Genomic DNA, 18,124 nt, shown 5'->3' on the forward strand with positions numbered 1-18,124 from the left:
CTCACGCCGTGTCGGCAGTCAGCACCGTGGTGGTCGTGACGTGGCGGGGCCGTGACCACATCACGGCGTGCCTGGACGCCCTCAGGGCCCAGAAGAGTCCACACAGGACGATCATCGTCGACAACGCGTCCGACGACGGCACGGCCGAGCTGATCAGCGCACACCCCGGTGGGCACGAGGTCGTGAGGCTCCCCCGCAATCGCGGTTACGCGGGCGGGCTCGCCGCCGTCCTCGACCGGGTCGACACCCCGTACGTCGCGTGGCTCAACGACGACGCGGCACCGCACCCGTCGTGGCTCGCCGAGCTGGAGAGCGCTCTCGAAGCCGACCGGGACGCGGCCGCCGCCACCTCCTCGATCCTGCTCACGGACGGCTCCACGCAGTCCGTCGGCGTGGCGCTGACGGCGGACGGCCACGGCAGGGACGTCGTGCTCGCCGGGCGCGAGGTGTTCGGGTTCTGCGGTGGGGCGGCGCTCCTGCGGACGGCGGAGCTCAAGGCCGCGGGAGGCGTGCCGGCGAGTTTCTTCTGCTACTACGAGGACACCGACACGGCCTGGCGGCTGCGGCTGGCCGGGCACCGGGTGATCTCGGTCGGGCCGGCTCGGGTCCGGCACAAGCACGGCGCCACCACCCGGCCGGGTTCGGTGCTCTTCCACCGCTGGAACGAGCGCAACCGGTTGCTGATGCTGCTGAGGTGCGCCCCCGCCGGGGTCGCGTTCGGCCAGCTCGCGCGGTTCCTGGCGATCACGGCGCTGCTGCCGCTGCGCAAGAACGTCCCGGACGCCGCGAACTTCCGGCTCGGGTTGCGGGCGCGGGTGCTGGGCGAGGTGCTGCTCAGGCTGCCGGTGACGCTGGTGCAGCGGCTGCGGATCAGGGTCAAGACCTCGCGCAAGCAGGTGTGGCGGGACTGGGCGGGCAGATGAGAACGGCGTGGCTGTTGACGTTCGGCGGCCTCGCGGCGCTCGCGCTCGGCATCGGCGCGTCCATCACGCTCACCTACGGACTGGTGTTCGTCGCCCTGCTCGGCGGCCTCGCCTACGCCTTGGGCGTCAGCGGCCTGTCCCAGCGCAAGTGGATCGCGCTGCCCGCGTTCGTGCTCGGCCTCGTCACCCCGTTCCTGCTGCTGCACGGCGTCCACAGCGTGCTGGTGCACCGCACCGGGCAGGTCGAGCAGTGCACGGTCACCTCCGAGGACGAGCACCCGTTCGCCAAGTACCCCCGCGTCGACTACGTGCTGGCCTGCCCCAGCGGCGAGGTCGAGCTCGACCGGGACTGGAACGACCGGCTGAAGACCGATCGGGCCCAGGTCGTGGTGGGTGCGCCCCTGCTGCCGCTGTGGGCGGACGACAGCCGGTGGAACCTCCTGGTGGTCACAGGCGTCTCCGGAGCGATGATCCTCCTCGTTCCGGTCGCGCGGCTGCTCCGGCGGCAGCCGTGAGGCGGCCAGCGCCACTCATCGTGATCGGGCTCGCCGCCGTCGCCGCCGCGGTCGTGCTGGGAGCCGTCGTGCCCGAGCAGTTCGAGCTCGCGGTGCTGTTGCCGTGCTGCCTGCTGTCGCTCGCGTTCGCGTGGGGCGTCGGCAAGCTCGGGCCGGCGTGGCTCGTGCTGCCCGCCTTCATGGTCGTGATCCCCGGCACGGCGGTGCTCGTCGGCGACGGTCACCGCGCGCTGATGGACGTGCTCGCCACGCCCCAGACCTGCGCGGTCACGAGCGTCGAGGACGTGCCGGGGCCGGACAACCCGGTGTTCGCGCACCGCGTGACCTGCCCGGACGGCGCCGAGCTGCGCATCGTCGTGCGGGGTGAGCAGGACAAGAAGGTGCAGCCGGGACCGGCCACCGTCCTGCGGCACCCGGTGATGCGGCCCCTGTTCGCCGAGCGCAACGACTGGTCCGGCGAGTGGGTGTTCGGGGTACCTCTTGCCGTCGTCTTGCTGTTGATCTGTGCAACCACACTGCGGGCGCGCAGAGTGATGAGGCAGGCTTAGCGCGTGGATCGAGCCTCACTGCCCGTCGTGTCCGTCGTCGTCGTGAACTACAAGGGCGCGGACGACACCATCACCTGCGTGCGCGGGCTGGCCGAGGTGGACCACCCGGCCGAGCTGCTCGAAGTGATCGTCGTCGACAACGAGGCGCACGACACCGCACGGCTGAAGGCGGCGCTGCCCGGCGTCAAGATCGTCACCTCGGAGCGCAACCTCGGCTTCGCGGGCGGCTGCAACCTCGGCGTCGAGCACGCCACGGGCGGGATCCTCGCGTTCCTCAACAACGACGCCCGCGCGGACCGGAACTGGATCAAGGCCGCGATCAGGGTCTTCCACACCGAACCGGCGGTCGCCTCGGTCGCGAGCAAGGTCCTCGACTGGGACGGCGAGAAGATCGACTTCGTCGACGGCGGGCTGACGTGGTTCGGCATGGGCTACAAGCGGCACGCCGGCCAGGACGACGACGGCAGCCACGACGGCCCGAAGGACGTGCTGTTCGGCACCGGGTCGGCGATGTTCGTCCGGACCGAGGTCTACAAGCAGCTCGGCGGGTTCGACGAGCGGTTCTTCATGTTCTACGAGGACGTCGACCTCGGCTGGCGGCTCAACCTGCGGGGCTGGCGCGTCCGCTACGAACCTGCGTCGCTCACGTTCCACCGCCACCACGCGTCGATGAAGTCGATCGACCACAGCCGCGAGCTGTACCTGCTCGAGCGCAACGCGCTCATGTCGCTGTACAAGAACTTCTCCGACGAGACGCTCGCGAAGGTGCTGCCGGCCGCGCTCGCGCTGTGCGTGCGCCGGGCGACGGCCCGCGGTGAGATCGATCCCACGCAGCTGGAGATCACCCGCCGCCCGGCCGATCCCGCCTCCGACCGCGAGCCCGTCGGGGTGTCGCGCGAGGCGCTCGCCGGGTTCCTCGCGATCGACCAGTTCGTCGAGGCGATGCCGTCGCTCGCCGAGTCGCGCAAGAAGGAACAGGCCGCGCGCCGGATGTCGGACGTCGACCTGGTTCCGTTGATGCGCAAGGCGTTGGAGCCCGCCTATCCCCTGCCGCGCTACCTCGCCGCACACGACATCCTCGTGGACGTGCTGGGCCTCGACGACGTGTTCGGCAAGCCGCGCAAGATCCTCGTGATCACCGGTGACGCGATCTCCGACCGGATGGCGGGTCCCGCGATCCGCGCCTGGCACATGGCGGACGTGCTGTCGGGCGAGCACCAGGTCCGGCTCGTCACGACGAACCCGCTGTGCGCGCCGCCCGACGCCCCGTTCGCCGTGGAGCGCGCCCGGCAGAAGGAACTGCCGGCGCACGTCGAGTGGGCGGACGTGGTCGTGGTGCAGGGCCACGCGCTGGAGATGGCGGGCGACGTGAAGAAGCAGTCGTCGACCAAGATCGTCGTCTGTGACATGTACGACCCGATGCACCTGGAACTGCTGGAGCAGGGCAAGGACAACGCGGACGACAAGCGCGCCCTCGACATCGAGGCCGTCACCAAGGTGCTCAACACCCAGCTCGAACGCGGCGACTTCTTCCTGTGCGCCTCGGAACGGCAGCGGCACTTCTGGCTCGGCCACCTGGCCGCGCTCGGCCGGCTCACGCCCGCGTTGTACGACAACGACCCCACGACGCAGTCGCTGCTCGGGATCGTCCCCTTCGGACTGTCGGGCAAGCCGCCGCAGCGCACCGGTCCGGCGATCAAGGACGTGGTGCCGGGCGTCACGGACGCCGACAAGGTCGTGATCTGGGCCGGTGGCGTCTACAGCTGGTTCGACCCGCTGTCGCTGATCGAGGCGGTGGACCACCTGCGCAGGCGGCAGCCGTCCGCGAAGCTGTACTTCCTCGGCATGAAGCACCCGAACCCCGAGGTCCCGGACATGGACATCGCCGGCCAGACGCGGGCGTTGTCCGCGAAGCTGGGGCTGACCGGTGAGCACGTGTTCTTCAACGACGGGTGGGTGCCGTACAACGAGCGGCAGAACTGGCTGCTCGACGCGGACTGCGGTGTCACCACGCACTACGAGCACGTGGAGACCACGTTCGCGTTCCGCACGCGGGTGCTCGACTACCTGTGGGCGGGCCTGCCGATCGTCACCACGTCCGGCGACTCGTTCGCGGACCTGGTGGAGCGGGAGGAGTTGGGCGTCGTCGTGCCCCCGGAGGACCCGGTGGCGCTCGCCGACGCGTTGGAGAAGGTGCTCTACGACGAGGAGTTCGCGGCCGCGTGCCGCGAGCGCATCGCCGTCGTGCGCGAGCGGTTCACCTGGGAGACGGCACTCGCGCCCCTGGCCGAGTTCTGCCGCAACCCCAGGCCCGCCGCGGACCGTCTGCCCGGCTCGGCCCCCATGGTGCGCACACCGGGGCTGAGCACGGCGGACAAGGTGAAGCGGGACCTGCTGCTGGTGCGCGAGTACCTGGACGCGGGTGGCCCGACCGAGTTGGCCAAGCGGGCGACGGGGCGTCTGCGCAAGATCGCGCGTGGCGGTAGGTAGATGGCGAGATCCCCGAAACCCCTCAAGGTGCTGCTCGACGGCACCCCCCTGCTCGGACACCGCACCGGCATCGGCCGCTACACGGCGGCCCTGGCCGAAGAGCTCGCGTCGATGTCCGACGACGTGGACGTGCGGGCGGTGGCGTTCACGTTGCGCGGCTGGCGCGCGTTGCGGACGGTGCTGCCGCACGACGTGACGGCACGCGGCCTGCCCGTGGCGGCACGGGCGTTGCGCCAGATGTGGCTGCGCGCCCCGTTCCCCCCGGTCGAGGTGCTCGCCGGGTTCACCGACGTCATGCACGGCACCAACTTCGTGCTGCCGCCGACCGTGCGGGCGGGCAAGGTCGTCACGATCCACGACCTCGCGTTCCTGGACGCGCCAGGCGACCTGCCGCCGTCGGACCGCAGGCTGCCCGAGCTCGTGCGCCTGTCGGCCCAGCGGGCGGACGTGATCTGCACGCCGACCGCGGCCGTCGCCTCCGTGGTGGCGGACCGGTTCTCCGTACCGCTGGACAAGATCGTCGTGACGCCGCTGGGCGTCGACCCCGCGTGGTTCGCGTCCCGCCCGCCGTCTCCGACGTTGCGCGGGCGCCTCGGGCTGCCGTCGGAGTACCTGCTGTTCGTCGGTGCGGACGGCCCGCGCAAGGGGCTGGAGCACCTGGCCAAGGCGCACGCGTCCGACCCGTCGCTGCCACCGCTGGTGATCGTCGGACCCGGCCGGTCCGGTGTGGACGGCCGGGTGCTGCGGACCGGCTACCTGTCGGACGTGCACCTGCGTTCGGTGGTGGCCGGGGCGTCCGCGCTGGTGCTGCCGTCGCGGGACGAGGGTTTCGGGCTGCCGGTGCTGGAAGCGCTGGCCTGCAGCGTGCCCGTCGTGTGCTCGGACGTGCCCGCGTTGCGCGAGGTCGCCGGTGGGCACGCGCTGCACGTGCCGGTCGGGGACGTCGAGGCGCTGGCGGCGGGGATGGCCGAAGCCGTTGCGGCGCCGTCGACTCCGGAGGCGCAGTCGGAACGGCGGGCGCACGCGGCCGGGTTCACCTGGCGGCGGTGCGCGGAGAAGACGGTCGAGGCGTATCGGCGCAGCCGTGGCTGAGCGCTCCGCGGCTGAGCTCTACGTGGTCGAGGTCTACGGGCGGGTGCTGCACGCGAACTTCCTGTACGACGCCGACCTCGACGGGTTCGTGGCCCGGATCACCGAGCAGGCGGCGGACATGACGGACGCCGAAATCGAGTCGCTGCTGACCTACCGCAACTGGCGCGACAGGATCGTCGGCGCCTACCTCGCCGGGTTCGGCAGGCGCACCGCACTCCGGGACACGATCGGAGCGCTGCTCCTCGAGAGCGACCACATCTACGCCGGGCAGGGCTACAGCTTCGCGCTGGCCGCGTTCGGCGAGGAGGCCGACGCGGACTGGCTCGCCGCCTACCTCGACCGGTGGCTGCGCACCTCGGAGCGGTACGACCAGCCGTGGGCGTTGGGCGCGTTGATGTTCATCGACCCCGTGCGCGGGGTGGCCTACGGCCCGGCGGACTCGGAGCACGAGACGATCTGCAGGCTGGTCTCGCTGGTGGGCGCCAGGAAGTCCTGACGCCCCAACGTGATCACCGAGAGTGCGGCCTCGGCGAGTGCTTGTCGAGCTGGCTCAGCGACACCTGCCGCGAGCCCGTGACAACCGCAACGCACTTGAGGAAGCGCTGCCGATCGGAATCCGTTGTCGCGGGTCGCCGCGGTTCGCGCCCGGAATCGAACATGCCGACCAGGCTCCCGCAATCGGAACTGCGGTGCCAGACCGGTCACTCCAATGGCGCAGCACCGGCACTCGGAGCTACCACTCCCGCGCGCACCGCCTCCGAAAGGGCGCTTCGCCAGTGCGGCAACGGGCGTAGTCCCGCCGCTGCCCACGCGGCGCCCGACAGCACCGAGTAGGCGGGTCGCGGCGCCGGGCGCGGGAACTCGTCCGTGCCGCACGGCAGGACGCGGGCGGGATCGGCGCCGATCTCGGAGAAAACGGCCTGGGCGAACCGGAACCACGTCGTCTCGCCGCCGCCGGTCGCGTGCAGCAGTCGCTGGGACGGCAGGACCGAGGCCAGTTCGAGCAGGCCCGCGGCGAGGTCGCGCGACCACGTCGGCGAGCCGGTCTGGTCGTCCACAACGGACACCGTCGGCCGCGAGGACTCCAGTGCCGCCATGGTCTTCACGAAGTTCGAGCCGCCCGCGCCGTACACCCACGAGGTGCGCACGACGTAGCCGCCCGCTTCCAGCACGCGGCGTTCGCCTTCGAGCTTGGTGCGGCCGTAGGCGGACTTCGGGCCGACCGCGTCCGAGGTCTCGTACGGTCGCGTGCCCTCGCCGGAGAACACGTAGTCCGTGGAGACGTGGATCATCGGGATGCCCAGGGAGGCACAGGCTTCCGCGAGCAGGCCGGGGCCGACGGCGTTGACCGCGAACGCGCGGTCCTCGTCGGTCTCGGCCGCGTCGACGGCGGTGTACGCGGCGCAGTTGATCACCGCGGTGGCACCGGCCAGGTCGGCGGCCGTCACCTTCGTCACGTCCAGCTCGGCCGACGACAGCGCGCGGACGTCGGAGGACAGGGCTGCGAGGTCGTGGCCGAGCTGGCCACGACCGCCGGGAACGAGGATCACGCCGGTCAGCCCTTCTCCAGCGCCGCGCGCTCCTTGAGCGGCTCCCACCAGGCGCGGTTCTCGCGGTACCACTCGACGGTGTCGGCGAGGCCGACGGCGAAGTCGACCTGCGGCGCGTAGCCGAGCTCCGAGGCGATCTTGGAGATGTCGACCGAGTAGCGGCGGTCGTGACCCAAGCGGTCCTGCACCGGCTCAACGGCCGACCAGTCACGGCCCGTGGCGGCCAGCAGCCTCTCGGTGAGCTCGCGGTTGGTGAGCTCGGTGCCACCGCCGATGTTGTAGATCTCGCCCGGCCGGCCGCCCTCGGCGACGAGCTGGATGCCGCGGCAGTGGTCGGCGACGTGGAGCCAGTCGCGGACGTTCAGCCCGTCGCCGTAGAGCGGCACCTTCCCGCCGTCGATCAGATTCGTGACGAAGAGCGGGATCACCTTTTCGGGGAACTGATACGGCCCGTAATTGTTCGAGCACCGGGTGATGCTCACCGGAAGACCGTGCGTGCGGTGGAACGCGCGCGCCAGGAGGTCGGAAGAGGCCTTCGAGGCGGAATAGGGCGAGTTCGGTTCGAGGACGTGCGTCTCGGTCCAGGAACCGGTCTCGATCGAGCCGTAGACCTCGTCCGTGGAGACGTGCACGAACCGCTTCACGCCGGCGTTCAGCGCGCCCTGCAGCAGCGTTTGCGTGCCGAGGACGTTCGTCAGCACGAAGTCCGCGGAACCGGTGATGGACCTGTCGACGTGCGACTCGGCCGCGAAGTGCACCACGACGTCGATGCCGCGCATCTGCTCGGCGACCACGGCGGCGTCGCAGATGTCGCCCCGGACGAACTCGAACTTGCCCGCGACCGGTGCGAGGTTCGTCTCACTGCCCGCGTACGTGAGCTTGTCGAGCACCACCACTTCGGCACCGGCGAACGCCGGGTACGACCCGCTCACCAACTCCCGCACGTAGTGCGAGCCGATGAACCCGGCCCCACCCGTCACCAGTACGCGCATACCCGTTCCTCCCGTGGTGTACCCCGCTCGCAGTCTGTCACGTAACCAATCGCTGCAACCCACAGCAACGTCACGTCGTCTGACTTATAAAGAACTAAACTCTTGGTCGTGGGGGAGGAAACGGTCGTGGGAGGCAGAAGCCTGCCGGTCGGAGTGGTCGGAAACCGGCCTTCCGCGGCCCTTCGCGCTTTCCTGGTGACGGGGAAGATCTTCGTGGCCCTCGTCTCGACCGCTGTGCTCCTCATCACGTCGTACGGCTGGAACCAGCTGCGCACGGCGAACGAGGGCATCGTCAAGACCGAGGTCATCCCGCAGGAACTCGCCGAGCAGGGGCCCAAGCCGCTCGACGGCGCGGTCGACATCCTGCTGGTGGGCATGGACAGCCGCACCGACGCGCAGGGCAACCCGCTGTCGAAGGAAGTGCTGGCCATGCTCAACGGTGGCATCGCCGACGGCGAGCAGAACACCGACACGATGATCCTCGTGCACATCCCGGTCGACGGCACGCGCGCGGTCGCGATCTCGTTCCCCCGCGACTCCTACGTCGAGATGGCGGACGGTTTCGGCAAGCACAAGCTCAACTCGGCGTTCGCCCGCCAGCGCAACACCGTCGACCAGGAGCTGCGGGCACAGGGCGTGACCGACGAGGCGCGCATCCGCACCGAGTCGATGGCCGCCGGCCGCAAGACGCTGATCAAGACGATCGAGGGCCTGTCCGGCAACCAGGTGCGCATCGACCGCTACGCCGAGGTCAACCTGGCGAGCTTCTACGAGGTCACCAAGGCCATCGGCGGCGTCGAGGTGTGCCTGAACGAGGCCACCTCCGACCGCGACTCCGGCGCGAACTTCCAGGCGGGCCAGCAGACCATCGAGGGCGCGGCCGCGCTGTCGTTCGTTCGGCAGCGCAAGAACCTGCCGAACGGCGACCTGGACAGGGTCGTGCGCCAGCAGGCGTTCATCGGCGCCCTCGCGAAGAAGGTGCTGTCGAGCGGCACGCTGACCGACCCGTCCAAGCTCAGCGGGCTGGTCGAAGCAGTGCAGAAGTCGGTGATCCTCAGCTCCGGCTGGGACATCACGACGTTCGCCGAGCAGATGCAGGGCCTCGTCGGCGGCAACTTCGAGTTCAAGACCATACCGGTGGGCGACCCGACGGACACCTACAGCGACGGCAACGTGCTGCCGGTGAACCCCGCGCAGGTGCGCAAGTTCCTCACCGACCTGGCGGCGGACAAGGGCTCGGCGAGCAAGTCCCCGACGGTCACCACCACCCTCCCGGCGCCGCCGAACTCCTCGATCACCGTGCAGGTCTTCAACGCCGCGGGCGTGCAGGGCCTCGCCGGTGACGTGATGACCACGTTGACCGCCAAGGGCTTCCTGCGCGGCAACGTCGCGTCGGCGCAGCAGAACAGCGACACCACGGTGGTCCGGTACGGGCCCGGCGAGGAGGGCTCCGCGCGCAAGGTGGCGGCGGAGCTCGGCCCGAACGTGGCGGTCGAGGAGGACGCGTCCGTCCGAAAGGGACAGATCCACGTCTTCGTCGGCGCGGACTACTCCACGCCCGACGACGGCGAGGAGGTCGACCCCCAGGGCGTTCCCGGCACCTCGTCGGCCCCGAGCACGAGCAGCACCCCGAAGATCACAGCGGGTGGACTCGTCTGCGTGAACTGAATCCCCGGCGTAACGCGGTCGCGATAGTTACGCTGGGAGAGCAGATCCAGTACACGGAGGGCGACGTTGAGCACTGCCGCACGCGCGAGAAAAGCCGCACGGGTCACAGGCCGTGTGGTGATCGCGCTGGTCGCCGTGACGACGCTGGCCTTCTCCGGCTACTTCTGGACCGCGCTGCGCCTGGTCAAGCAGAACACCAACACCACGCAGATCCTCCAGGTGCTGGACGACATCCCGAACTCGCCGCCCGTCGAGGACGGCGCGATCGACATCCTGCTGGTGGGCAGCGACAGCCGCACGGACGCGCAGGGCAGGCCGCTTCCCGCGGACGTGCTGCGCAAGTTGCGGACCGAGGGCACCGACACGGTGAACACGGACACGATCATCGTGATGCGCGTGCCCCGCAACGGCGGCAAGGCCAGCGCCATCTCGATCCCGCGTGACACGTACCTCCCGATCGCCGGCTTCCGCGAGGACAAGATCAACGCCGCGTACGGCGCGGTGAAGTACCTGACCGCCGAACGGCTGCAGGCCGAGGGCGTGAGCGACCAGCAGGAGCGCGAGCGCAGGTCCGACGAGGCGGGGCGCAAGGCGCTGGTGCAGGCGGTGCAGGACCTGACGGGCATGCGCGTCGACCACTACGCGGAGATCAACCTCTACGGGTTCTACCTGCTCACCGAGGTGATCGGCGGCGTGCAGGTGTGCCTGAAGGCCGGCACGTCGGACCCGAACTCCGGCGCGAACTTCCGCGCGGGCCCGCAGACGATCTCGGGCGGTGACGCGCTGTCGTTCGTGCGGCAGCGGAACATGCCCGGCGGTGACCTGGGTCGCATCACCCGGCAGCAGGTGTTCATGTCGCAGGCGATGAAGCAGCTGCTGTCCGCGGGCACGTTCACCGACCCGGCGAAGATGAGCGGGCTGCTCGACGCGGTGTCGAAGTCCGTTGTGGTGGACCAGAACCTCGACATCGCGACGCTGGCGGCGCAGGCGCAGGGCCTCGCGTCGGGCAACGTGGAGTTCGCCACCATCCCGGTGACGAGCATCGACGCCCGCAACGAGCGCGGGCAGAGCGTCGTGACGGTCGACCGCGAGGCCGTGAAGGCGTGGGTGGCCCAGCTGATCGGCGAGACCACGCCCCCCGCGCCGTCGTCGACCGCGCCCTCCAGCAGCACCCCGGTCGAGCCGTCGCGGTTCGGTCCTGAAAAGCTGCTGTCGCTGGACGGCGCGCATGCCGTGGCAGCGCGGCAAGATGTGCCCTGCGTCGACTAGGAGTCACCGCGTGAGCGTCACCGAGGTCCTCTTCACGCCGTTGCTCAAGGCCGACCCGGGTCGTCCGCTGATCACGCACTACGACGACGCGGTGGGCACCCGGATCGAGCTGTCGCGCGCGACCGTGAAGAACTGGGCCGCGAAGACGGCGAACTGGCTGCGCGACGAGCACGACGTCGAGCCGGGTGACCCGGTGGCCGTGCTGCTGCCCGCCCACTGGCAGACCGTGGGCCTGCTGCTCGGCGCCTGGTGGTGCGGTGCCCGCGTCGTCGGGGCCGGCTTCTCCGGCGCGAAGGTCGCCGTCGTCCCGCCCGGCGGCACGGCGGACGCGGACGTCGTGGCCGTGGCCTCGCTGCACCCCATGGGCCTGGGCTCCGGCGCCCCGGTCGACTACGCCGACGACGTGCGCGTGCACGGCGACGACTTCATGCCGTGGGAACCGGTTCCCGGCTCCACGCCCGCCCTGGGCGAGTCCACTGTGGATGAAGTGGTGGCTTCCGCCCGCTCGCTGAGCGAAGGGCTCGGCACCGAACCGCGCGTGCTGTCCACTCTGGAGTGGGACTCGCCTTCCGCTGTGCTGCAAGGCTTTCTGGCCGTGCTCGCGGCCGGCGGCTCACTCGTGCAGGTGAGCAATCCCGACGCGGGCCTGCTGGCCGCGCGCCGGGACAGCGAGAAGGTCACGCGGCAACTGGGTTGAGCACCTTGTTGTTCTTGAACAGCACGCGGTCCAGCGCGTAGGCACCACCGTTGAAGCCGAGCGCGAGGGCGGCCGCGCCGAGCACGACCACCAGTTCGGCACCACCCTCGCCGATCAGGCCGTTCGGCAGGTGGACGAGCAGCCACGCGCCGAGCATGTTGGCGGCGAGCAGGACACCGGCGACCGGCAGCGCGAGGCCCGCGATCAGCGCGAGGCCCCCGGCGAGTTCGACGGTCGCGGCGAACCACGCGGACAGCGTCGGCAGCGGCACGCCCATCTTGTCGAACGACCCGGCGGTGCCCGCCATGCCGAACTCGGTGAACTTCTGCCAGCCGTGCGCGACGAACACGACGCCGACGGCGATCCGTCCGATGAGTGCGGCGATGTCCTTGACCATGTTCCTTGCTCCCCGATCCTGTCGATCTGCGGTCGTTCAACCTCGAACCAAAACTAGTGCAGATTTGAACGACCTCATGATTTCGACAGGAATCCAACAGGGAGTCCTTAGGTTCGCAGGTCCGCTACTTCTTGAGCGTGACGCCTGATCCGTCCTGACCGGTCAGGGTCAGCGTGCTGCGATCGATCTCGTAGGTCGGCCCGCCGCTGGTGAACGCCTGCATGAGGGCGGTCTCGACCTCGTTGGTGTCACCGCACGCCATGTCGGTGACGGGCCCGAGCTCGGCCTTGATGACCTGGCCGGACAGCTCGTACGGCCGGTCCCCGCCCCTGAAGTTGCACCCGGTGTCGATGCTCAGGTTGCCGTTCCTGAACGAGACCGTGGCCATCACCCCCGCGGGAACGGACGAGGCGGCGTCCTTCGTGACCAGGCCGTCGACCGTCCAGGTGCCCTCCAGCGAGGCGGGCTGCTCGGGCGCGAGCACGATCTCCTCGCCCGGCCCGGTGACCACGAGGTTCGCACCGTCGAGCTTCCAGGACGGCTTCGCGTCGATCAGCTTCGCGAGCCACGTGTCCTGCTCGTGCAGCTCGGGCTTGGGACAGCCCATGGCCGTGACGCCGAGCTCCGCCACGGAGAGCTTGCCACCGTCGAGGCTCACCGGCCCTTGCATCTGGTTGCAGCCGGCGTGGGCGACGAGCCTGCCGTCGTCGGTGAACCTGAGCTCCACGTTCGTGCCCTCGACCAGGGCGCGCGGCTTGCCGTTCTCGGTGACGGACTCGGACACGTACACCTTGCCCTTGAGGTCGGTGCCCGTGGACGGACTGCCGCAGCCCGTCGCGACCAGCAGCAGGGCGACGAAGGCGATTCGGGTGCTCATGCGGCTAGGACGGAACGCCGCGCGCCTGCGGTTGCCTCCAGGGGTTGACATCCGACCCTTCGATCGCTGTACTTAACCAAGAGGTTAGGTAACCAAGTGGTTAGGTAAGAGATGGACCAGCTGAGCGCCACCTTCGCCGCACTGGCGGACCCGACCCGCCGGGCGATCCTCGCGCGGCTCACCGAGGGCCCGGCAACGGTGAAGGAGCTCTCCGAGCCGTTCGACATGAGCGGCCCGGCGATCTCCAAACACCTGCGCGTGCTGGAGAAGGCAGGCCTGATCACCCGAGGCAGGGAGGCCCAGTGGCGCCCCTGCCAACTCGACGCGACACCTCTCAAGGAGGTCGCTGTGTGGGCTGAGAACTACCGCCGCTTCTGGGATGCGAGCTACGCACGCCTGGACGAGCTCTTGACCGAGATGAAGGAGAACGAGCAATGAGCACCGTCAAGTTCGGAACCACCGTCACCCTCCCGTCCGACACCGAGATCGCGATGACGCGCACGTTCGACGCGCCGGCTTCGTTGGTGTGGAAGGCTTTCACCGACCCGGCACTGCTGCGCCGCTGGCTGCTCGGCCCCGACGGCTGGGAGATGCCGATCTGCGAGATCGACCTGCGCGTGGGCGGCAAGTGGCGCTACGGCTGGGCGCAGCCGGACGGGTCGGGCGCGTTCGAGATGCACGGCGAGTACACAGAGGTCACTCCGTTCTCGCGGATCGTGAACACCGAGATCTTCGAGGACAACCCGCCGGCCGTGACCACGGTGTCGTTCGTGGAGGAGGACGGGCGGACGGTCATGACTTCGACGATGACGTTGGTGTCGCAGGAGGCGCGTGACGCCGTTCTGGCCACCGGGATGGCGGACGGGGCGGGGCGGTCGTACGAGCGGCTGGGCGAGGTCCTCGCCGAGCTGTGATTCTGCGTAGTCACCTTTGGTGGCAGCGGTTCCCCCTTGCGTGGGGTTCGGCGTGACTACGTTCGGGAGCATGGGACGTTTTCTCGTGGCTCTGGCTCTGGTGCTCGGCTTCGCCGTGGTGTCTGCTCCCGTCGCTCAGGCTGCGCCGGGTACGCGCTGGGAGATCGTGCCGTGCGCCGCCGGCACCAAAGCGCTGTGGCTGCCGCGCGTTTCGGAGGCCGGCACCGACCTGTCGTGCACGACGGAGGAGGCACGGTCCGCCGCGGTGAAGGCGGCGCGGGACAGCGGCAGTCTGACCCGAGTGCTGAACGTCGGGATCGCGTACTCGCAGCAGTTCGCCGACAAGTCGATCACCCCGGAGTCGACCTGCGTACTGGGGGCTCGGGGTGCGGTGGGTGAGGCGATCGGCACCTGCGTGGCGTCGAGCTAACGCTGATGGGCCCGGAGGACGTGCCTCCGGGCCCATCAGCAGTTCGTTCTCAGCCGTTCAGGACGGCGCGCGACATCACGACGCGCTGCACCTGGTTCGTGCCCTCGTAGATCTGCGTGATCTTCGCGTCCCGCATCATCCGCTCGACGGGGAAGTCCCGCGTGTACCCGGCCCCACCGAATAGCTGCACCGCGTCGGTCGTGACCTCCATGGCCACGTCGGACGCGAAGCACTTGGCAGCAGCGGTGATGAACCCGATGTTGGCCTCACCGCGCTCAGCCTTCGCAGCAGCGACGTAGACCATGTGCCGAGCGGCCTCGATCTTCATGGCCATGTCGGCGAGCATGAACTGAACACCCTGGAAGTCCGAAATGGACTTGCCGAACTGCTTGCGGTCCTTGACGTACGCGACCGCGGCCTCGAGAGCACCCTGCGCGATACCAACGGCCTGGGCACCGATCGTCGGACGCGTGTGGTCCAACGTCCGCAGGGCCGTCTTCAACCCCGTGCCCGGCTCACCGATGATCCGATTAGCGGGAATCGTGCAGTTCTCGAAGTAGATCTCGCGGGTCGGCGAGCCCTTGATGCCGAGCTTGCGCTCCTTCGGGCCCACGGAGAAGCCCGGGTCGTCCTTGTGCACGACGAACGCCGAGATGCCCTGGGACTTCTTGGGCGCCTGCGGATCCGTCACGGCCATGACGGTGTACCAGGTGGACTCGCCGGCGTTCGTGATCCAGCACTTGGTGCCGTTCAGCACCCAGTGGTCTCCATCCAGCAGGGCCCGCGTGCGCATCGAGGCCGTGTCGGAGCCCGCCTCGCGCTCGGACAGCGCGTAGGACGCCATGGCCTCGCCCGAGGCGATGGACGGCATGACGAGCTGCTTCAGCTCGTCAGAGGCCGACAGGAGGATCGGCATCGTGCCGAGCTTGTTCACGGCCGGGATCAAGGACGAGGACGCGCAGACGCGGGCCACCTCCTCGATGACGATGCAGGTGGCGACGGAGTCCGCGCCCTGGCCGTCGTAGTCCTCGGGCACGTGGACTGCCGCGAAGCCCGCCTTGACCAGGGCGTTGTGGGCCTCTACCGGGAAGCGCTCGTTCTCGTCGACCTCGGCCGCGTACGGCTTGATCTCCTTCTCGGCGAGCGAGCGGACGGCCTCTCGCAGCGCCTCGTGCTCCTCGGCGAGCTGATAGGTGCCGAAGCTCGGGTTCACCTTGTTACCTCCCAGTAGCGAGTCCTCGGCACGATGTTAGCGCCCGTTCACGTCGAGCGCTCCTGTGCTGTTGAGCACTCAGAGGGACTTCTGCAGCGCCGCGTCCTTGTCTAGTACGAGCTGCTCGAGTTCTGCCTGGAAGCGGGCCATGCGCTCCTGCAGGGCGACGTCCGAGGAGGCCAGCATCCGGACGGCCAGCAGGCCCGCGTTGCGCGCGCCGCCCACCGAGACCGTGGCGACCGGGACGCCCGCGGGCATCTGCACGATCGAGAGCAGCGAGTCCATGCCGTCGAGGTACTTCAGCGGCACGGGGACGCCGATGACCGGGAGCACGGTGGCCGAGGCGACCATGCCGGGCAGGTGGGCTGCACCGCCGGCGCCCGCGATGATCACGCGCAGGCCGCGCGCGGCGGCCGAGTTCGCGTAGTCGAGCATGCGCTGCGGGGTGCGGTGGGCGGAGACGACGCTCACCTCGAACGGAACGTCGAACTCGGCGAGGGCTTCGGTGGCCGCCTTCATCACCGGCCAGTCCGAGTCACTGCCCATGATCACGCCAACCTGAGTCACTCCGCGCTCCGCTCTTCGCCGTGGATGTCGTAACCGTCTGACCAGACGCCCGTGGAGAGCCAGTCCGCGGCGAGCCGTGCGCGCGAGCGGACCTCGGTCATGTCGTTGCCGAGGAACGTCACATGGCCGATCTTGCGGCCCGGCCGTTCCTCCTTGCCGTACAGGTGCACGTGCGCGTCCGGGAACCGGGCGAACAGGTGGTGCACGCGCTCGTCGGGGCCCATCGCGGGCGTGTCGGTCGCACCGAGGACGTTGCCCATCACGACGGCGGGCGCCATCAGGTCCGTGCGGCCCAACGGGTAGTCGAGGACGGCACGCAGGTGCTGTTCGAACTGCGACGTGCGCGCGCCCTCGATCGACCAGTGGCCGGAGTTGTGGGGGCGCATCGCCAGCTCGTTGACGACCACGCCGTCCGCGGTCTCGAACAGCTCGACGGCCAGCACGCCCACGACGCCCAGCGCGTCGGCGACCTTCAGCGCCAGCTCCTGGGCCTCGGCGCCGTCCAGGCCCGGTGCGGGGGCGAGCACCTCGACGCAGATGCCGTCGGACTGCACGGTCTCGACGACCGGCCACGCCGCGCCCTGCCCGAACGGCGAGCGCGCCACGACGGCGGCCAGCTCGCGGCGCATCGGAACGCACTGCTCGACCATCAGCGGCGTGCCCGACTCCAGCAGCTCCGGGACGACCCGCTCGGCGCTCTGCGGGGTGTTCAGCATCCACACACCGCGGCCGTCGTAACCGCCGCGGATCGCCTTCAGCACGCACGGCCAGCCGTGCTCGGCGCCGAACTTCAGCACGTCGCGGACGTCGTGGACCTCGGTGAACGGCGGCACCGGCAGCCCCAGCTCGGCCAGCCGCACGCGCATCTTCAGCTTGTCCTGCGCGAACTGCAGCGCGTCCGGGCCGGGGTGCACCTTCACGCCCTCGGCGACCAGCGCGCGCAGGTGCTCCTGGGGCACGTGCTCGTGGTCGAACGTGACCACCTCGCAGCCCTTCGCGAACGAGCGCAGCGCGTCGAGGTCGGTGTGGGTGCCGAGCACCACGTCCCGCGCGACGAGCGCGGCCGGGTCGTTCTCGGAGACTGCGAGCACGCGCAGCGACTGTCCCAGCGGGATCGCGGCCTGGTGCGTCATGCGGGCGAGCTGCCCGCCGCCGATCATTCCGACGACGGGGAGACGGGTACGAGAGTCCACGGTTCAGGCATCCTACCTGCGGCTTCGGGCGCCGTCGCGAGCAGAGCCAGCCTCTGCGCGGTGACGCTGCCCTCGGGTGCGACGTGGATCACCAGCCGCTGGTCGTGCTCGGGCGCGCCGAGCACCTCGCAGTCGAACTCCAGCAGCCCGAGAACCGGGTGCCGCAGCCGTTTGCGGGCCGAACGGCGCACCGCCACGTCGTGCTCGGCCCACAGCCGCGCGAACAACGGGCTCGCCATCAGCTCCTCGACCAGCGCCGCCGCAGCGGACCTTCGGGCCAGGGTCGCGCGCAGGTCGGCGACGTGCGAACGGGCGGCCTCCTCGCGGTCCTCCTCCGGCACCCAGCTCCCGTCACCGAGGAAGTACCGCCTGAGCAGGTTGCGGCCGACGAGGTCACCGAACACCAGCTCGGCGCGCGGGGTCGCGGCGAGCACGTCGCCGAGGTCGGAGATCACCACGGCGAGGTCGTCGCGCAGCCGGTCGAGCAGCAACCGGACGCCCGGCCGGACCGCGGTGGAGGCGGGCTCCTCCGGCACGGCCTCGCCTGCCAGCCGGAACAGGTGCGCGCGCTCGTCGTCGTCGAGTTCCAATGCGCGCGCGATGCCGTTCAGGACCGACACGGACGGATGCGGCCCACGGGCCTGTTCGAGGCGCGAGTAGTAGTCGACGGACATGCCCGCGGCGGCCGCGATCTCCTCACGACGACGTCCTGGCGTTCGGCGCCGGCCATCGCCCAGCGGTGCCATCCGTTCACGACGGCTGCGCAAGAAGTCCGCCATCTCTCGCATG

At 70.0% G+C, this 18,124-nt stretch carries 20 protein-coding genes; 12 read left to right on the plus strand and 8 right to left on the minus strand.

Annotated elements, in window-relative coordinates:
* Window positions 1-8: 8 nt before the first annotated feature.
* The 6 genes from BMY74_RS12365 to BMY74_RS12390 are packed head-to-tail and all read left to right on the plus strand — an operon-like array spanning window position 9 to window position 6,064.
* Window positions 9-923, plus strand: coding sequence for a glycosyltransferase family 2 protein (locus BMY74_RS12365; protein WP_245786069.1), 915 nt, complete (start codon window positions 9-11; stop codon window positions 921-923).
* Window positions 920-1,438, plus strand: coding sequence for a hypothetical protein (locus BMY74_RS12370; protein ID WP_143091551.1), 519 nt, complete (start codon window positions 920-922; stop codon window positions 1,436-1,438). Before BMY74_RS12365 ends, BMY74_RS12370 begins: the two co-directional genes overlap by 4 nt.
* Before the next feature lie 20 nt (window positions 1,439-1,458).
* Entirely contained in the window at window positions 1,459-1,986 is a 528-nt protein-coding gene (locus BMY74_RS12375) for a hypothetical protein (RefSeq protein ID WP_089914625.1), read from the plus strand.
* Window positions 1,987-1,989: 3 nt separating this feature from the next.
* On the plus strand, window positions 1,990-4,476 hold the full coding sequence (locus tag BMY74_RS12380; protein ID WP_245786070.1) for a glycosyltransferase: 2,487 nt from the start codon (window positions 1,990-1,992) through the stop codon (window positions 4,474-4,476).
* Window positions 4,477-5,568, plus strand: coding sequence for a glycosyltransferase family 4 protein (locus BMY74_RS12385; RefSeq protein WP_177229715.1), 1,092 nt, complete (start codon window positions 4,477-4,479; stop codon window positions 5,566-5,568). It abuts the gene before it with no gap.
* Window positions 5,561-6,064 carry a DUF6000 family protein gene (locus BMY74_RS12390; RefSeq protein ID WP_089914631.1) on the plus strand — a complete coding sequence of 168 codons (504 nt, stop codon included), beginning with the start codon at window positions 5,561-5,563 and terminating at the stop codon, window positions 6,062-6,064. The genes BMY74_RS12385 and BMY74_RS12390 overlap by 8 nt, the downstream gene beginning before the upstream one ends.
* 205 nt (window positions 6,065-6,269) lie before the next feature.
* On the opposite strand, the gene rfbD is transcribed toward BMY74_RS12390, so the two are convergent.
* Window positions 6,270-7,127 (minus strand): dTDP-4-dehydrorhamnose reductase, encoded by an 858-nt coding sequence (rfbD, locus tag BMY74_RS12395; protein ID WP_245786115.1) that lies wholly within the window; start codon window positions 7,125-7,127, stop codon window positions 6,270-6,272.
* Window positions 7,124-8,110 carry a dTDP-glucose 4,6-dehydratase gene (rfbB, locus tag BMY74_RS12400; RefSeq protein WP_089914637.1) on the minus strand — a complete coding sequence of 329 codons (987 nt, stop codon included), beginning with the start codon at window positions 8,108-8,110 and terminating at the stop codon, window positions 7,124-7,126. The genes rfbD and rfbB overlap by 4 nt, the downstream gene beginning before the upstream one ends.
* A gap of 195 nt (window positions 8,111-8,305) precedes the next feature.
* Here rfbB and BMY74_RS12405 point away from each other — a divergent pair, with 195 nt between their 5' ends.
* The 3 genes from BMY74_RS12405 to BMY74_RS12415 all read left to right on the plus strand — a co-directional run bounded on the left by BMY74_RS12405 (window position 8,306) and on the right by BMY74_RS12415 (window position 11,744).
* Entirely contained in the window at window positions 8,306-9,778 is a 1,473-nt protein-coding gene (locus tag BMY74_RS12405) for an LCP family protein (protein WP_245786071.1), read from the plus strand.
* A gap of 66 nt (window positions 9,779-9,844) precedes the next feature.
* Window positions 9,845-11,047 (plus strand): LCP family protein, encoded by a 1,203-nt coding sequence (locus BMY74_RS12410; protein WP_089914639.1) that lies wholly within the window; start codon window positions 9,845-9,847, stop codon window positions 11,045-11,047.
* Window positions 11,048-11,057: 10 nt separating this feature from the next.
* Window positions 11,058-11,744 (plus strand): TIGR03089 family protein, encoded by a 687-nt coding sequence (locus BMY74_RS12415; protein ID WP_089914642.1) that lies wholly within the window; start codon window positions 11,058-11,060, stop codon window positions 11,742-11,744.
* Here the strand turns inward: BMY74_RS12415 and BMY74_RS12420 are convergent.
* Together BMY74_RS12420 and BMY74_RS12425 are read right to left on the minus strand one after the other, a co-directional pair.
* Window positions 11,725-12,141 carry a DoxX family protein gene (locus BMY74_RS12420; protein ID WP_089914645.1) on the minus strand — a complete coding sequence of 139 codons (417 nt, stop codon included), beginning with the start codon at window positions 12,139-12,141 and terminating at the stop codon, window positions 11,725-11,727. The genes BMY74_RS12415 and BMY74_RS12420 overlap by 20 nt on opposite strands.
* 124 nt (window positions 12,142-12,265) lie before the next feature.
* Window positions 12,266-13,018, minus strand: a complete 753-nt coding sequence (locus BMY74_RS12425) for an META domain-containing protein (RefSeq protein ID WP_177229716.1) — start codon at window positions 13,016-13,018, stop codon at window positions 12,266-12,268.
* A gap of 111 nt (window positions 13,019-13,129) precedes the next feature.
* Between BMY74_RS12425 and BMY74_RS12430 the strand changes: the two genes are divergently transcribed.
* From BMY74_RS12430 to BMY74_RS12440, 3 genes are all read left to right on the plus strand, one after another.
* A complete protein-coding gene (locus tag BMY74_RS12430; protein WP_089914651.1) occupies window positions 13,130-13,456 on the plus strand; it encodes an ArsR/SmtB family transcription factor in 327 nt (108 codons plus the stop codon).
* Window positions 13,453-13,932 carry an SRPBCC family protein gene (locus BMY74_RS12435; RefSeq protein ID WP_089914653.1) on the plus strand — a complete coding sequence of 160 codons (480 nt, stop codon included), beginning with the start codon at window positions 13,453-13,455 and terminating at the stop codon, window positions 13,930-13,932. Before BMY74_RS12430 ends, BMY74_RS12435 begins: the two co-directional genes overlap by 4 nt.
* Before the next feature lie 70 nt (window positions 13,933-14,002).
* Window positions 14,003-14,362 (plus strand): hypothetical protein, encoded by a 360-nt coding sequence (locus BMY74_RS12440; RefSeq protein WP_143091552.1) that lies wholly within the window; start codon window positions 14,003-14,005, stop codon window positions 14,360-14,362.
* Between the two features lie 49 nt (window positions 14,363-14,411).
* Here the strand turns inward: BMY74_RS12440 and BMY74_RS12445 are convergent, their stop codons facing one another.
* From BMY74_RS12445 to BMY74_RS12460, 4 genes are all read right to left on the minus strand, one after another.
* Window positions 14,412-15,575 (minus strand): acyl-CoA dehydrogenase, encoded by a 1,164-nt coding sequence (locus tag BMY74_RS12445; protein WP_089914659.1) that lies wholly within the window; start codon window positions 15,573-15,575, stop codon window positions 14,412-14,414.
* 78 nt (window positions 15,576-15,653) lie between these two features.
* Window positions 15,654-16,142, minus strand: a complete 489-nt coding sequence (purE, locus tag BMY74_RS12450; RefSeq protein ID WP_281244973.1) for a 5-(carboxyamino)imidazole ribonucleotide mutase — start codon at window positions 16,140-16,142, stop codon at window positions 15,654-15,656.
* On the minus strand, window positions 16,139-17,335 hold the full coding sequence (locus BMY74_RS12455; RefSeq protein WP_089914663.1) for a 5-(carboxyamino)imidazole ribonucleotide synthase: 1,197 nt from the start codon (window positions 17,333-17,335) through the stop codon (window positions 16,139-16,141). Before BMY74_RS12455 ends, purE begins: the two co-directional genes overlap by 4 nt.
* Window positions 17,299-18,123 (minus strand): helix-turn-helix transcriptional regulator, encoded by an 825-nt coding sequence (locus BMY74_RS12460; protein ID WP_089914666.1) that lies wholly within the window; start codon window positions 18,121-18,123, stop codon window positions 17,299-17,301. Before BMY74_RS12460 ends, BMY74_RS12455 begins: the two co-directional genes overlap by 37 nt.
* Between the last annotated feature and the right edge of the window lies 1 nt (window position 18,124).

The sequence above is a fragment of the Lentzea albida genome, assembly GCF_900111005.1.
GTDB classification, from domain to species: Bacteria; Actinomycetota; Actinomycetes; order Mycobacteriales; family Pseudonocardiaceae; genus Lentzea; species Lentzea albida.

Bases quoted from the DNA above. Each gene is read 5' to 3' on its own strand.
- BMY74_RS12370 (WP_143091551.1), top strand. From the start codon at position 920: ATGAGAACGGCGTGGCTGTTGACGTTCGGCGGCCTCGCGGCGCTCGCG.
- BMY74_RS12385 (WP_177229715.1), top strand. From the start codon at position 4,477: ATGGCGAGATCCCCGAAACCCCTCAAGGTGCTGCTCGACGGCACCCCC.
- rfbB (WP_089914637.1), bottom strand. From the start codon at position 8,110: ATGCGCGTACTGGTGACGGGTGGGGCCGGGTTCATCGGCTCGCACTAC.
- BMY74_RS12420 (WP_089914645.1), bottom strand. From the start codon at position 12,141: ATGGTCAAGGACATCGCCGCACTCATCGGACGGATCGCCGTCGGCGTC.
- BMY74_RS12425 (WP_177229716.1), bottom strand. From the start codon at position 13,018: ATGAGCACCCGAATCGCCTTCGTCGCCCTGCTGCTGGTCGCGACGGGC.
- BMY74_RS12430 (WP_089914651.1), top strand. From the start codon at position 13,130: ATGGACCAGCTGAGCGCCACCTTCGCCGCACTGGCGGACCCGACCCGC.
- BMY74_RS12435 (WP_089914653.1), top strand. From the start codon at position 13,453: ATGAGCACCGTCAAGTTCGGAACCACCGTCACCCTCCCGTCCGACACC.
- BMY74_RS12440 (WP_143091552.1), top strand. From the start codon at position 14,003: ATGGGACGTTTTCTCGTGGCTCTGGCTCTGGTGCTCGGCTTCGCCGTG.
- BMY74_RS12460 (WP_089914666.1), bottom strand. From the start codon at position 18,123: ATGCGAGAGATGGCGGACTTCTTGCGCAGCCGTCGTGAACGGATGGCA.